The organism is Streptomyces montanus (assembly GCF_005786655.1).
Lineage (GTDB): Bacteria > Actinomycetota > Actinomycetes > Streptomycetales > Streptomycetaceae > Streptomyces > Streptomyces sporangiiformans.
Genome location: NZ_VBZC01000002.1, coordinates 178,775 through 192,299 on the forward strand (window position 1 = coordinate 178,775; position 13,525 = coordinate 192,299).

At 70.4% G+C, this 13,525-nt stretch carries 13 protein-coding genes; 7 read left to right on the plus strand and 6 right to left on the minus strand.

Annotated features, from left to right (window positions below):
• Positions 1 to 69 precede the first annotated feature (69 nt).
• Positions 70 to 1,338, minus strand: a complete 1,269-nt coding sequence (locus FE633_RS02140; protein ID WP_138043276.1) for an SWIM zinc finger family protein — start codon at positions 1,336 to 1,338, stop codon at positions 70 to 72.
• Positions 1,335 to 4,184: a DEAD/DEAH box helicase gene (locus FE633_RS02145; protein ID WP_425473135.1), complete on the minus strand. Its 2,850-nt coding sequence runs from the start codon at positions 4,182 to 4,184 to the stop codon at positions 1,335 to 1,337. The genes FE633_RS02140 and FE633_RS02145 overlap by 4 nt, the downstream gene beginning before the upstream one ends.
• A 261-nt stretch (positions 4,185 to 4,445) precedes the next feature.
• Between FE633_RS02145 and FE633_RS02150 the strand changes: the two genes are divergently transcribed.
• Together FE633_RS02150 and FE633_RS02155 are read left to right on the plus strand one after the other, a co-directional pair.
• A complete protein-coding gene (locus FE633_RS02150) occupies positions 4,446 to 5,489 on the plus strand; it encodes an acyl-CoA desaturase (RefSeq protein WP_138043280.1) in 1,044 nt (347 codons plus the stop codon).
• A gap of 106 nt (positions 5,490 to 5,595) precedes the next feature.
• Positions 5,596 to 5,778: a hypothetical protein gene (locus FE633_RS02155; RefSeq protein WP_119105388.1), complete on the plus strand. Its 183-nt coding sequence runs from the start codon at positions 5,596 to 5,598 to the stop codon at positions 5,776 to 5,778.
• 142 nt (positions 5,779 to 5,920) lie between these two features.
• Here the strand turns inward: FE633_RS02155 and FE633_RS02160 are convergent, their stop codons facing one another.
• The 3 genes from FE633_RS02160 to FE633_RS02170 all read right to left on the minus strand — a co-directional run bounded on the left by FE633_RS02160 (position 5,921) and on the right by FE633_RS02170 (position 7,987).
• Complete coding sequence (locus tag FE633_RS02160; RefSeq protein ID WP_138043282.1) at positions 5,921 to 6,781, minus strand: hypothetical protein; 861 nt, start codon at positions 6,779 to 6,781, stop codon at positions 5,921 to 5,923.
• Positions 6,782 to 6,973: 192 nt separating this feature from the next.
• Positions 6,974 to 7,276 (minus strand): hypothetical protein, encoded by a 303-nt coding sequence (locus FE633_RS02165; RefSeq protein ID WP_138043284.1) that lies wholly within the window; start codon positions 7,274 to 7,276, stop codon positions 6,974 to 6,976.
• A 177-nt stretch (positions 7,277 to 7,453) separates the two neighbouring features.
• Positions 7,454 to 7,987, minus strand: a complete 534-nt coding sequence (locus FE633_RS02170; protein WP_138043286.1) for a PadR family transcriptional regulator — start codon at positions 7,985 to 7,987, stop codon at positions 7,454 to 7,456.
• Between the two features lie 99 nt (positions 7,988 to 8,086).
• On the opposite strand from FE633_RS02170, the gene FE633_RS02175 reads away from it, so the two are divergent.
• A complete protein-coding gene (locus FE633_RS02175) occupies positions 8,087 to 8,842 on the plus strand; it encodes an alpha/beta fold hydrolase (protein WP_138043441.1) in 756 nt (251 codons plus the stop codon).
• A gap of 81 nt (positions 8,843 to 8,923) precedes the next feature.
• Here the strand turns inward: FE633_RS02175 and FE633_RS02180 are convergent, their stop codons facing one another.
• Positions 8,924 to 9,523 (minus strand): class I SAM-dependent methyltransferase, encoded by a 600-nt coding sequence (locus FE633_RS02180; protein ID WP_138043288.1) that lies wholly within the window; start codon positions 9,521 to 9,523, stop codon positions 8,924 to 8,926.
• Between the two features lie 33 nt (positions 9,524 to 9,556).
• Between FE633_RS02180 and FE633_RS49125 the strand changes: the two genes are divergently transcribed.
• The 4 genes from FE633_RS49125 to FE633_RS02195 are packed head-to-tail and all read left to right on the plus strand — an operon-like array spanning position 9,557 to position 13,509.
• Entirely contained in the window at positions 9,557 to 9,688 is a 132-nt protein-coding gene (locus tag FE633_RS49125; RefSeq protein ID WP_281291096.1) for a hypothetical protein, read from the plus strand.
• Positions 9,689 to 9,700: 12 nt separating this feature from the next.
• Entirely contained in the window at positions 9,701 to 10,474 is a 774-nt protein-coding gene (locus tag FE633_RS02185; RefSeq protein ID WP_138043290.1) for an MHYT domain-containing protein, read from the plus strand.
• 60 nt (positions 10,475 to 10,534) lie between these two features.
• On the plus strand, positions 10,535 to 13,075 hold the full coding sequence (locus tag FE633_RS02190) for a sensor histidine kinase (protein WP_138043292.1): 2,541 nt from the start codon (positions 10,535 to 10,537) through the stop codon (positions 13,073 to 13,075).
• Positions 13,072 to 13,509, plus strand: a complete 438-nt coding sequence (locus tag FE633_RS02195) for a roadblock/LC7 domain-containing protein (protein ID WP_138043294.1) — start codon at positions 13,072 to 13,074, stop codon at positions 13,507 to 13,509. The genes FE633_RS02190 and FE633_RS02195 overlap by 4 nt, the downstream gene beginning before the upstream one ends.
• Positions 13,510 to 13,525 lie beyond the last annotated feature (16 nt).

Genomic DNA, 13,525 nt, shown 5'->3' on the forward strand with positions numbered 1-13,525 from the left:
GAAAAATGCGGGCACGGCCGGTAGATACACGCCCGGCGTCAACCACTCATATGGCGGGCGGTGTCGGGGTCATTCGTTGCCTTCCGCCAGGGCGAGTGCCGTGGCCGGGTCCTGGGCCGGCGGACCCGCCGGTGCCCATCGCCCCCGTTCCTTGCGATACGGCCACCAGCGGCCGTCGAGCCCCAGCCGCAATTGTGCCGATGCGCCGACGACGGTCCATCGGTTGCGGTACGCGCGCAGCGACGGCCGCTCGTCCTCCTCCCAGGCGGACTCGAGAGCGGCACGCGCGCGTGCGAGCGTTTCCGCCTCCACCACCCACTCGGTGTCGAGTACGTCGAGCGCGGCCACACCCCCGTACTCCCAGGCACGGACAGCGAGCGAAAGCGCCCCGAGGTCGCGGCCCGATCCTTCGGCGAGCCGAGTGGTCGCCTGATTCCCGGGGGCGCCCGCGGCCAGCCGTACGGCGTCCTGCGAGAGCGTCAACTCCTCCCCCACGGGACGCTGTTCGTGCCCGGGCAAGAGCGCCTCGGCAAGCAGACGGTGTGCCTCGCGGGCGGTCTGCGTCGCCAGGAACGTGAGCGCGCCCGGATCGATCCCGGGCCCGGGCCCTGCCTCCGTGTCCAGCGAAGGCGGCTGTCCCGGTTCTCCGGGCAGGGGAGGAGTCGCGGGCAACGGCGGCAGGATGTCCGCCGCCGCGTACGCCTCGGCGGCGTCCACCCCCTGGTGCGGCTCATCCGATACGGGGACCGTTTCGGGAAGGGGGACGCTGCGCACCTGCAATTCATCGAGCAGTTCGCGCTCGCCACGACCGCGCATCAGCAGCAGTACGAACGGGTCCTGGTCCAGCAGCCGCGCCACCTGGTAGCACAGCGCCGCGGTGTGGCCGCAGTGGTCCCACGCGCCGCAGTCGCACTCGGGCTCCAGATCCCCCAGGCCCGGCAGGAGTTCGACGCCGGCCGCCTCCGCGTCCTCGACCAGATGCGGCGGCATCTCGCGGTCGAGCAGCGCCGCGATGTGCCCGGCCTGTTCGACGGCCATGTCCAGGAACCGGTCCCACTGGTCCTCGGACAGTTGTTGGAGCAGGACATCCGCGCGGTGAGGCGTGCGGTCCCGGTCCTGGACCACCGCGGTGATCCGCCCGGGGCGCACCGAGACGGCTCCCACGGTTCCCCCGCGCGCGAGACTGCGGCCCGTCTTCACCTGTTCCGAGTCCAGTGCCGCGTCCTCCAGCGCCTTCAGCCAGGCCTGCCCCCACCACGTCTGCGCGAAGCCCCGCCCGCGCGCGGGCGGCAGCGCGTCGAAGGTGCGCTCCAGGTTGTCGTTGTGCGGGTCGCTCATCGGTCGCCTCCTCGCAGCTCCACCAGGTCGGCCAGTTCGGTGTCGGTCAGCTCGGTGAGCGCCGACTCCCCGGAGCCGAGCACCGAGTCCGCCAACTCCCGCTTGCGCAGCAGCATGTCCGCGATGCGGTCCTCGATCGTTCCCTCGGCGATCAGCCGGTGAACCTGCACGGGCCGCGTCTGGCCGATGCGGTGCGCGCGGTCGGTGGCCTGAGCCTCGACGGCCGGGTTCCACCAGCGGTCGTAGTGCACGACGTGCTCGGCCCGTGTCAGGTTCAGGCCCGTGCCCGCTGCCTTCAACGACAGTAAGAAGACCGGCACTTCGCCCTCCTGGAAGCGTCGCACCATGGCCTCCCGCTCGGCGACGGGGGTGCCGCCGTGCAGGAACTGGGACGCCATGCCCCGTGCCGCCAGATGGCGCTCGATCAGCCGCGCCATCCGCACATACTGGGTGAAGACCAGAACACCCGCTCCCTCGGAGAGGATGGTGTCGAGCAGTTCGTCGAGCAGCTCCAGCTTTCCGGAGCGACCCGCGATCTTCGGACTGTCCTCCTTGAGGAACTGCGCCGGGTGATTGCAGATCTGCTTCAACCCGGTCAGCAGCTTCACGATCAGGCCGCGCCGAGCCATGTTGTCGGCGCCCGAAATCTCCGCCAGAGTCTCGCGGACCACCGCCTCGTACAGACCCGCCTGCTCCTTGGTGAGCGACACCGCACGGTCGGTCTCCGTCTTCGGCGGCAGCTCGGGTGCGATGCCAGGGTCCGACTTGCGACGGCGCAGCAGGAACGGTCGTACGAGCTGGGCGAGCCGATCCGCCGCGGCCGGATCCTGACCACCCTCGACGGCCTGCGCGTACCGGGTGCGGAACGTGCCGAGCCTGCCCAGCAGTCCCGGGGTGGTCCAGTCGAGAATCGCCCACAACTCGGAGAGGTTGTTCTCCACCGGAGTTCCGGTGAGCGCCACGCGCGCGCGTGCGCCGATCGTCCGTAGCCGGCGTGCCGTGTCCGAGTACGGATTCTTCACATGCTGTGCCTCGTCCGCCACGACCATGCCCCATGACGCTCCGGCCAGCCGCTCTGCGTCGAGCCGCATCGTGCCGTACGTCGTGAGCACGAACTCATCGCCGGCCAGATCCTCCAGGCTTCGCCTGGGGCCGTGAAAACGGCGCACAGGGGTGCCCGGAGCGAACCGCTCGATCTCGCGCTGCCAGTTGCCCATCAGCGATGTCGGGCAGACGACGAGCGTGGGACCCGCTGCCGACTCGTCGGTCTGCCGGTGCAGATGCAGGGCGATCAGCGTGATCGTCTTGCCCAGACCCATGTCGTCGGCGAGACATCCGCCCAACCCCAACGACGTCATCCGGGCCAGCCAGTTGAGGCCCCGCAACTGGTAGTCCCGCAGCGTCGCGGCGAGCGCGGCGGGCTGTCCGACCGGGTCCTGAGCCTCCGGGTCCGAGAGCCGCTCACGCAGCGTCGCCAGCCACCCCGTGGGCTGAACGTCGACACTGTGGCCGTCGAGCTCCGTGGAACCCGTCAGAGCGGCGCTCAGCGCGTCGATGGGCGTGACCTTGCGATCCTGCTGTGCACGGGCGCGGCGCACCTCCTGCGAGTCGACGAGCACCCACTGGTCACGCAGGCGAACCACGGGGCGGCTCGCCTCGGCGAGCCGGTCCAGCTCCTGTCGCGTCAGCCGCTCATCACCCAGGGCGAACGACCAGTTGAATGCCAGCAGCGCGTCGGCCGACAGGAACGACGGTGTGTCCGACGACAGACTGCCCGTGACCTGTTGGTCGTCCGGCGGACCGATCACCGCGCGGGCCGTCAGTTTGCGCGCGAGCTCCTTGGGCCAGTGCACCTCGACACCCGCGGCCGTCAGCGTCCGCGCACCTTCGCCGAGAAGCTCGGTGACCTCCTCGTCGGCGAGTTCGATCGCGTCGGGCACGGCTGCCGACAACAGGGGCGAGAGCGGAGCCCAGGCTCGTGCGGCGCGACGCAGCGCGAGCAGGGCGTCCATTCGCGCGCGCGGCCCGAAGACAGGGCCCGGCGAGTCCGATCCCGCCCACACCTCGGCGGCGTCCGCGACCAGGGCCGGATCGTTCACGCTGTGCAGCTGGAGCACCGCACGGAAGGGCAGGCGTGTCTCGTCCGACACGGCTGAGGCGAGGCCCGGCACCTCGATGCGCAACGAGATCCGTACGCCCGCGTCATGCCCCGCAGCGACGTCGGCGGCCCATGCGCGCTGCTCGGGGATGTGCTGCGGTGGGGCCGCCGCGAAGGCCGGGCCGCCCGCTGCGAGCGTCGCCGCCGCGGAGCGGGGGAGCGCGTCGGCGACCGCGTCGAGGAACGCACGCACCAGCCGCTCCGGGTCGGGCAGACGCAGGGGCTCGGTCTCGTCGGCCGGGACCGCATGCGCCTGGGGCGGCATCGCGGCGGCCAGTTCGCGGATCCGCTCCACCTCGTCCGCCCGGAGCGGTCCGGCACGCCACGCGTCGTGGTCGCCGGCGCTGAGACCGGGCAACAGCAGTCCGCGCGCGGCGAATTGCAGCGCGAGCACGGTTGCCGCACCCCAGAAGGCGGTGGCTCTGTGCGCGTGCGCGGCGGCACGCGCGCGTGTGAGGACCGGCAGCGCCGCTCGCACCGGGAGCAGTACCGCCGGGACGGTCATCAGCTCGACCCCGTCGTCGCCGGGCACGACGACGGTCAGTTCCTCGACGGAGCCGGATGCGACGACAGGAGTGCCGTCGCCGTCGGGATGCCAGAAGGCGACCCTGCCGGTGCGGGCCGGTTCGGCGGGCACGAACACGGCACAGCAGCGGGCCAGTTCGGAGATCTCGGAGAGGGTTACCACGGGACTTCTCTGCACAGCGATAACTTATTCCTCAAATTTGACTACTTGACAGAATCGCCGAGGATACACCGCATCCGCGCTCTCGCAGGCATGGCGAAGCTGTGAGACGGGTCACCTTGCTTGGGGGTGTTGTCAGGTCCCCCCTGGGTGCGGGTGGGTTCCCCAGTATGGACACGGGTGGTGGCGCCATGGTCGCCCAGGGTCACCGATTCGTACGTTTCTTCACATCAACCCGTTCCCTGAGAGACCGGAGACCCCGCCATGCCCCAGACCGCCGCAACTCTCGCGGAAAGCCCTCCCGGGGCTTCCAAGGGCAGTGAGTTCGCGCCGCTCCTGCGCACCGTCAAGGGCCAAGGTCTCCTTGACCGCAGGCACGGCTGGTACGCGGTCGGCATCGTGGGCAACGCCCTGGCCCTGGCCGCTGTCGTCGTCGGTGTCGTCCTGATCGGCCACTCCTGGTGGGTGCTGCTCTTGGCGCCGCTACTCGCCGTCCTGTCCGCACGGACGGCGTTCATAGGCCACGACGCGGGCCACTCCCAGATCACCGGAAACCGGTCCATGAGTCACGCGATCGGACTCATTCACGGCAATCTGCTGCTCGGAATGAGCAATGCCTGGTGGAACGAGAAGCACAGCCGCCACCATGCCAACCCCAACCACATCGACAAGGACCCTGACGTCGCCGCCGACATCCTGGTCTTCACCAGCGAGCAGGCCCGAGGGCGTGCCGGCTTTCGCCGCTGGCTCACCCGCAACCAGGCGTGGCTGTTCTTCCCGCTCACCCTCCTCGAAGGCATCGCCCTGAAGGTCTACGGGTTCCAGGACCTGCGTCGGCAGCCTCCTCGTGAGCGCATGGTGGAGGGCTTCCTTCTGGTGACCCATGTCGCCGCCTACGCGACGTTGCTGCTCACTTCGATGTCCCTCGGGCAGGCCCTCGCCTTCGCCGCACTCCACCAGGCGCTCTTCGGCCTGCACCTGGGCATGGCCTTCGCGCCGAACCACAAGGGCATGGACATGCCCGACCCCGAGGGGGACCGCTGGGGACATCTGCGCCGCCAGGTGCTCACCTCCCGCAACATCCGGGGCGGCATCGTCACCGACTGGTTCCTCGGCGGTCTCAACTACCAGATAGAGCACCATCTGTTCCCGAGCATGCCGCGCCCCCATCTGCGACTGGTCCAGCCCCTGGTGCGCGCACACTGCCGAGAGTTGGGTATCCCTTACGTGGAGACGGGGCTCGTGGACTCCTACCGTCAGGCCCTGCGCCACATGTACGAGGTCGGAGCGCCCCTCAGGGGCGAGTAGGGGTCGCGCCTCAGGGTCCTATCAGGGTCGCGGTCCGGAACCGCCGAGGGCACGGACCCGTTCTCAAGGCAGAGAGCGGCAGTGGCCGCGAAGGAGGCGACACAAGATGTCGAAGAACGCGAAGATCGCCGCAGGAGGTGTGGCGGCCGGGCTCATCCTGCTCATCTGGCTGCCCTGGTGGGCCGCCCTGCTGATCGTTCTGGGAGTTCCCGCGGCAGCGTATCTGACGCTGGACCCCTCACAGCGGCGCAGGCTGCGCCGCGTCACTCGCAAGGAGATCGGCCGCTGAGGCACCCGCCGACCGCGCCAGCTCCCTCCGGAGCACAAGAGTTGACCACATCGCTGCTCGTGGGCCTGCCGTCGGCACGGTCCGCGGGCGGCTGTGTGTGCCCCGGAGTGCTGCGGATTGCGGGAAGGTCGTACGGCCGGGCTCAGCTCGGGCGCACGGCCATCTTGTCGAGTGCGTCCAGCAGGCCGGGCAGCTCCGGTCCGCGGCCCACGGGAAGGATTTCGCCGGGCTTCTCATCGAGAAGGACGAAGGCGATGTCGTCGGTTCTGGCCACCATCGACCAGCCCGGACCGTCGGCCCGAAGGGTCCGCGCGTCACCTGGCGCAAAGGACGAGCGCACGCGGCCGAGGGGCGGCGGCGTGTCCACATACGCCCGAGCCTCCGCCAGCACGCGCTGTATGCCGCTGCGCGGCCCGCTCCCGCTGTCGCCGCCCTCCGCCGGCTCGTCATCGCCCTGTGAGGGCTTCTCGGTCGCCGCATCGCCGTCCGGACGCCTGAACTCCTCGTCTTTGATCTGCTCCCGCCAGGCCGCCCACTGAAGCGCGATCTCGTCGGCGCCGAGCCTTCGCTGGGCCGGGCCCCAAATGGAGGTGTCCGGCGGCGACAGCGGCTGCTGCTCGGCGATTTCGGGCGCGGGGTCGTGCGGGGCGGGCACACCGGGTGCCGCGACGGCGACGGCCAGCGGCCACCCGGGCAGCGCCGCGACCATCGAGCGCTCGTCGGGCGACAGGTCGTACTCCATGCCACAGTCCCAGGACGCGATGGCGACGGCGACCAGCGAGACGTCGTCGATGACGACCGTCCACCGTGCCCCGTCCCCGTCCTGCCCGAGTACCAGGCCGTACCCGTCGGCGAGCGGAGCCATTCCGAGGGCCGCGCAGGCCTCCGGGTAGTCGTCGCCCAGCACACTGGGGAACTGCGCGGGCGTCAAGAGCACCGCCGTCAGCACATACAGCGCGTCATCGTCCTCTGCGGTGACGGTGTCGTCGTCCGGCCCGGCCATCCCAGTCTCCCCTTCGCTACGTCCGTCGGCGCACACTAATGCGATCCCTCGGCGCTTGTCACGGGCCATGAGTGCACGCGGAGCTGCAGTTATCCGGCCGGACAGGGGCGAAACGGCCGTCCTCCACGCCCGCCGGGTGGGCCGTCCGGCATGCTTCCGGTCCTCCGTCCTGAACAAGCAGCCCCGCCGACGTCAGACGGCGGGCAGGCCGAGGAGCGTTCGCGCGACGTCCCCGGGCGACTCGTCACGTTCCCGCGCGAGGGCGATGACAGCCCGGCACGCCAGCTCATTGACCCCGAACGACAGCGCCTCGGGTGATACCCAGGTCGCTGCCTCGTCGATCCGGTCCTGGTCGTCCTCGGCACACGCCGACACGTAGGCCGCGGCCGCCTCGAACAGGTTGTGAGTGCGCTTTTCCGGACGGCTGTCCTTCTCGGACCCGGCCGTTGCCCGGCGTGAGAACAGCCTGCGGAGTCCAGCCACTATGTCGGTCATTTCGGGCCACCTTCCCCCTGTGTGTGTGCCATCGCTGAGCGCTCATCTGTCGCTATTCAACGTAGAGTTGAAGCTCCGGCATCAGAAGGGGGGCGGTGCTGTGAAGAGCCACGGCACCGCGTCCAGCCGTTACCTGCTTCGCCGCGGCGGGGCGCCCTGCGTGTAACCGCGCGGACATCAGTTGGCACTCTCGTCGAGTGAGTCGATCGTGGACCGCAGCCAGGTGAGTTCGGCACGGCTCGTGGCTCGCGCGATGGTGAGGATGCCGCTCCGGAACGGATCGTCCAACTCCTCCGCCCGCAGCGGCCGGTCGCCTTCGTAGAAGAAGCTCGCGGGCTCCTCCAGGAACGCGAGTCGCCGCCGCAACACGGCCGCCTGAGCGGCGGCGTCATCGAGGTGCCGGAGAAAGGCGAGCACCGTGAACCAGCGGTTCTCGTCGGTGATGTCGCGTTGCACGGGGTCCCTGAGCCTGCGGCGCAGTTCCTGTCTGCCGTCCTCGGTGAGCGTCAGGACATGACGCGGAGCGGCTACGGCACCGGGTTCCGTCGCCCGGGCCAGTAGCCCGGCCTTCTCCAGCCGCTTGATCGCCGGATACAGCGTGCTCTCGGCGACGGGCCGTACGTGCCCTGTCAGCGCCGTGATGCGCTTGCGCAGCTCGTAGCCGTGCAGCGGGGCGTCATACAGGAAGCCGAGGATGGCGAGTTCCAGCATGCCTCCATTCTGCCCTGCCATCGTGGTACATCGCATCAGCTATACATCGGATCCGAGGTATCATCCCGGAGAGACGCGAGGTGGTGAGGGAGCGTGGCGATGCAGCAGGCCGAGTTCGACGGCAGGGGAAGCCTCATACGCTGGACGGAGACGACGGGCGACGAGCCCGCGCGCGTGTACGTGCACGGGCTGGGCGCGGCGTCGGCCGTCTACCACGCACACATCGCGGCCCGGCCCGAACTGGCCGGCCGCCGCTCGCTGTTCGTCGATCTGCCCGGGCACGGCATCAGTGACCGGCCCGAACACTTCGGCTACACGCTGGAGGATCATGCCGACGCGCTGGCGGCGGCTCTCGACGAGGCCCGTGTCGCGAGAGCGGAGCTGATCGCGCACAGCATGGGCGGCGCGGTAGCGATCGTGCTCGCCCGACGGCGGCCCGACCTTGTCTCAAGGCTCGTCCTCACGGAAGCCAACCTCGATCCGTACCCGCCGGACACCGCCGGCAAGAGCGGCATCGCCTCCTACGAGGAGGACGCCTACGTCGACGGCGGCCACGCGCGCGTGCTGGACAGGATCGGCCCTCTGTGGGCGGCGACCATGAGGCTCGCCGGGCCACGAGCCCTGCACCGGACGGCGACCGGACTCGCCCGGGGATCGTGCCCCACGATGCGCGACATCCTGGAAGACCTGCCGATCGACCGCGTCTACCTTCAGGGTGCCCTCAGTGGCGAAATCCCGGGAAGACAAGCCCTGGAGTCCGCGGGAGTGCGGGTGGTGACCGTTCCCGGTGCGGGGCACAACATCATGTTCGACAACCCGGACGCATTCGCTGCGGTGGTTGCCGGAGCGGCGTAGGACATGCCCCGAGCCGGGGTATGCGCCTGAGCCGGGTATATGCGCTGATCCGGCGGACGTCCCCAGCTCTGGCGGACGTCCTCAGCTCTGGCGCACGGCCAGTGCGAGGAACCGGGCGTCCTCGTCGACGTAGGAAGTCATACGCCAACCGGAGCCGGCCAGGAGCGGGCCGAGGTTGTCCTCGGCGCGCAGGTCGTCCGGTGTGATCTGCCGTCCCTGGCGCGCCGCGAGGGCGGCCCGGCCGATCGGGTGGAAGAGCGCCAGCATCCCGCCGGGCCGCACGACCCGTGCCAACTCCCGTAGATTTTCTGCGGGGTTCGGCAGGTGAGCGATGAGCCCTGCCGCGAAGACGGCGTCGAGTGACTCCGAACGGAACGGCAGCGCGGCCACATCGGTGAGCAGCAGCTGTCCCGCCCGGTCCCGCCCCGCCCGTACCGCGGCCTCCAGCATGGCAGGGGTCAGATCAGCGCCGACAACCACTCCGGAAGGCCCCACGGCTTCTCTCAGCGGCGGCAGTGCTCGTCCTGTGCCGCAGCCCGCGTCGAGCACGCGATTGCCCTTCCGCAGTCCGAGTTCGGCGACCGCCGCCGCGTACGCCGGACCGTCGTCGGGGAACCGGGCGTCCCATTCGGCCGCGCGGGCCGCGAAGAACTCCTGCACGTGTGTGTGGTCGTCGCTCATGCTTCGCATGATCTCGCACCCACACGGACCGGCATGATCGGCGCCGAGGCGAAACGCGACGCGGCGCACATGTTCGAGCAAGGCGCGATCGTTCCGGTGCAGCTCTGCGTCATATTCCAGCAGCTTTCGAAACGCGCCCCCTTTGCGCGCCCCGGTCGGGACTAGCGTCCCGGAGCCATGGGACACCTGGACCACGCCACCTTCGGCTGGCTGACGCCCGTACTGTCGTACGTGATGGCCTGCATAGGGGCCGCCCTCGGGCTGCGCTGCACGGTCCGCGCTCTCGGCGCGTCGGGACGGTCGCGCCGCAACTGGCTGCTCACCGCGGCTTCCGCGATCGGCACCGGCATCTGGACGATGCACTTCGTGGCGATGCTCGGCTTCGGTGTCAGCGGCACCGACATCCGCTACAACGTGCCACTGACCGTCCTCAGCCTGCTCGTCGCCATGATCGTCGTCGGTGCCGGCGTCTTCGCCGTCGGCTATGGCCGTCACCGTGGCCGGGCGCTCGTGCTCGGTGGCCTCACCACCGGTCTGGGTGTCGCGAGCATGCACTACCTGGGCATGGCCGCGCTGAGGCTGCACGGTGACGTGAACTACGACCCGGTGCTCGTGGGTACCTCCGTCGTGATCGCCGTGGTCGCGGCGACCGCGGCCCTGTGGGCGGCGCTGAACATCAAGTCGCCGATCGCGGTCGCCGTCGCCTCCCTCGTCATGGGAGGGGCGGTGAGCAGCATGCACTACACCGGGATGATCGCTGTAAGTGTGCGTGTCTCCCCCTCCGGGGTGGCCCTGCCCGGGGCCACGGCGATGCAGTTCATCTTCCCCCTCGCCGTCGGCCTCGGGTCCTACCTCTTTCTGACATCGGCGTTCGTCGCGCTCTCCCCGACGGCTGGGGAACGCGAGGCATCCGCATCGGCCCAGCGACCCGTCGAGAGCGTCGCCCCCTGACGGCGGGCCCGGCCTGGCGACCAGGCACGCGCCCCCCGAACCACTCCGAGCGAGGAGGCCATGCGTACACCCCGTAGGACCCCCACAGACGGCTCCCAGCCATCGTCCCCGACTCCGGTTCGGGGGCGCCGCGCGCACGCCGGCCCACCGGCAGACGAAGGCTCCGCCCCGCAAGAGCCCGACGGCACGGCGCTCACCGATACACCCACGCGCGCGGGGTTTTGGAGCCCTCGTCCCCGCACCGTACGGGCGAAGATCGTCTGCCTGTTGATGGTGCCTGTCGTCTCCTTGCTCGCACTTTGGGCGTACGCCACCGTCACCACCGCTCAGGACGTCTCACAATTGCGGCAGCTGCAACGGGTGGACTCCCAGGTGCGTGCCCCGGTGGCCGCCGCCGTGGCCGCCCTCCAGGCCGAGCGCACCGCCGCGGTGCGCCATGCGACCACCCCCGCCGCCGGGCGGGAGAGCGACCTCAGGGAACTGGCGTCGCGTACGGACCGGGCCGTGGCGAAGTTGCGGCTCGGGGACCGCAACACCGTCGCGGACAGCGAAGAGCTCCCCTCCGGGGTGGCGCAGCGCCTTGCTGTCTTCGTCACCCGGGCCGAACAACTGTCTTCCCTGCGATCCGCGGTGCTCGACCGGCGGACCGAGTGGAACGAGACATACGCCCAGTACACCGAGACCATTTCGACAGCCTTCGCAGTCGGCGGCGCGCTCACCGGAATTCAGGACGCGGATCTCGGCTCGGACGCGCGCGTGGTGCTCGAGTTCTCGCGCGCGGGGGAGGCGCTGGCACAGGAGGACGCGGTGCTCTCCGGCGCCCGGCTCGCCGGGACCCTCGAAGGAGAGCGGCTGCGGCTGTTCACCGGTGCCGTCGACACACGCCGGTTGCTCACCGAGTCCGCTGTCGCGGATCTGCGAGGGCCGGAGCGGGCCGCCTGGGACGACCTCGCGGAGGGCAGCGCGTATGCCGGCATACGCGCCGTAGAGGACAAGGTGCTCGTGACCCAGCCCGGCCACAGGGCCATTGATGCCACGCGGGAAGCGGCCTGGAATGGCGCCCACGCGCGCGTGCAGGACGACATGCGGACCATCGAGGCGGGTGCGGGTCATGGTGTCGCGGACCGGGCCGACCCACTCCGTCGCGGCCTGCTCTCACCGGCGGGTGCCGCGGTCCTCCTGGGCCTGGTCGCCGTGGCGGCGTCGCTCGTCATCTCCGTCCGTATCGGACGCGGCCTTGTCGTCGAGCTGGTGAGCCTGCGCAACGGCGCCTTGGAGATCGCCCGCCGCAAACTCCCGCACGCCATGCGCAGGCTGCGGGCGGGAGAGGAGATCGACGTCCGTGCCGAAACCCCGCCCGGACCGCCCGCGGAGGACGAGATCGGACAGGTCGCGGAGGCCCTGAGCACCGTGCACCGCGCAGCCCTGCACGCCGCGGTCGAACGGGCGGAGCTCGCCAGCGGCATCTCCGGAGTGTTCGTCAATCTCGCCCGCCGCAGCCAGGTTCTCGTGCACCGCCAGCTCAACCTGCTGGACAGCATGGAGCGCCGATCCGAGGACCCGAACGAGCTGGGCGACCTGTTCCGGCTCGACCACCTGACCACGCGGATGCGCCGTCATGCGGAAAGCCTGATCATCCTCTCCGGAGCCGCTCCCGGCCGGGCCTGGCGCATGCCGGTGTCGCTCACCAACGTGGTCCGTGCGGCCGTCTCCGAAGTCGAGGACTACGCGCGCGTGGAGGTACGGCAACTCCCGGAGACGTTGGTTGTCGGAGCCGCTGTCGCCGACCTCACACACCTCCTCGCCGAGATCGTCGAGAACGCCGCCCAGTTCTCACCGCCCCACACCAAAGTGCGGATCACCGGCGAGCCGGTCGGCAACGGCTACGCGGTGGAGATCGAGGACCGGGGCCTCGGCATGGGCAAGGAGACCCTCTTCGAGGCCAACCTCCGCATCGAGCGGTCCGAGGCGCTCGACCTGTTCGACAGCGACCGGCTGGGACTCTTCGTGGTGAGCAGGCTCGCCGCCCGGCACGACATCAAGGTGCACCTGCGGACCTCGCCCTATGGCGGCACCACCGCGGTCGTGCTTCTTCCCACACCCCTGCTGCACACCGCTGCGGCGGAACGTTCCGGTGCCGACCGGGCGGAGACCGCACAGCCCTCGGAACGTGAGCACGCGCGTGTGCCCGGCGCTGCCACGGAGCAGGACTCCGTGGAGGCCTTGGCCGAGCGACCCGCCCTGGTTGCCCCGGCGCACAACCCCATGCGAGCCCCGGCGGACGGACCGCATGAAGCCCCGCCGCCCGGCGTCACCACCCTGAGGTTGCACCGCCCGACTGACGAGCCCGAGCAGTCCGACGAGCTCCCGCGACGCGTACGACAAGCAAGTCTCGCACCGCAGTTGCGTGTGGAGCGACCTGACGAGGCGACGGAATCGGCGCCCCCTCAGGACGACCACGGACGCACCCCCGAACTGGTACGGGACCGTATGGCCGCCTATCGCGCCGGCTGGGCCCGCGGCGGCGGCCGTTCACCCGGCCTCGGCGCAACCTCCGGCCCCGTAGCGGGCGGCGACAGCAGCGAAGGAGACCCCGCATGATCCAGGACCCGGGCATGGCGACCGCACAGCGGGCCGGTGAACTCGACTGGCTGCTGGACGACTTGGTGCTGCGCGTCGGTGAAGTACGGCATGCCGTGGTGCTGTCGAACGACGGGCTCGCGGTGGGCGCGTCCAACGACCTCCGACGGGAGGACGCGGAGCACCTCGCCGCGGTCGCCTCGGGCTTCAACAGCCTGGCCAAGGGCGCCGGCCGACACTTCGGTGTGGGCGGCGTACGCCAGACCATGGTGGAGATGGACGACGGTTTCCTGTTCGTGGCGGCCGCCGGCGACGGCTCCTGCCTCGCCGTACTCAGCGCCGTGACGGCCGACATCGGGCTGGTCGCCTACGAGATGGCCCGTCTGGTCAAGCGTGTGGGCGAGCATCTCGACGCAGCGCCACGTGGCGCCGCGCGACCGCCCGTGTCCGGGTGAGCGAAGGGGGTCGGCG

What these genes read in the sequence shown, in the direction of transcription:
- FE633_RS02190 (WP_138043292.1), top strand. Translation starts at nt 10,535, where the DNA reads ATGCGTACACCCCGTAGGACCCCCACAGACGGCTCCCAGCCATCGTCC.
- FE633_RS02155 (WP_119105388.1), top strand. Translation starts at nt 5,596, where the DNA reads ATGTCGAAGAACGCGAAGATCGCCGCAGGAGGTGTGGCGGCCGGGCTC.
- FE633_RS02175 (WP_138043441.1), top strand. Translation starts at nt 8,087, where the DNA reads ATGCAGCAGGCCGAGTTCGACGGCAGGGGAAGCCTCATACGCTGGACG.
- FE633_RS02195 (WP_138043294.1), top strand. Translation starts at nt 13,072, where the DNA reads ATGATCCAGGACCCGGGCATGGCGACCGCACAGCGGGCCGGTGAACTC.
- FE633_RS02140 (WP_138043276.1), bottom strand. Translation starts at nt 1,338, where the DNA reads ATGAGCGACCCGCACAACGACAACCTGGAGCGCACCTTCGACGCGCTG.
- FE633_RS02150 (WP_138043280.1), top strand. Translation starts at nt 4,446, where the DNA reads ATGCCCCAGACCGCCGCAACTCTCGCGGAAAGCCCTCCCGGGGCTTCC.
- FE633_RS02170 (WP_138043286.1), bottom strand. Translation starts at nt 7,987, where the DNA reads ATGCTGGAACTCGCCATCCTCGGCTTCCTGTATGACGCCCCGCTGCAC.
- FE633_RS02180 (WP_138043288.1), bottom strand. Translation starts at nt 9,523, where the DNA reads ATGAGCGACGACCACACACACGTGCAGGAGTTCTTCGCGGCCCGCGCG.
- FE633_RS02185 (WP_138043290.1), top strand. Translation starts at nt 9,701, where the DNA reads ATGGGACACCTGGACCACGCCACCTTCGGCTGGCTGACGCCCGTACTG.
- FE633_RS02160 (WP_138043282.1), bottom strand. Translation starts at nt 6,781, where the DNA reads ATGGCCGGGCCGGACGACGACACCGTCACCGCAGAGGACGATGACGCG.
- FE633_RS49125 (WP_281291096.1), top strand. Translation starts at nt 9,557, where the DNA reads ATGATCGGCGCCGAGGCGAAACGCGACGCGGCGCACATGTTCGAGCAA.
- FE633_RS02165 (WP_138043284.1), bottom strand. Translation starts at nt 7,276, where the DNA reads ATGACCGACATAGTGGCTGGACTCCGCAGGCTGTTCTCACGCCGGGCA.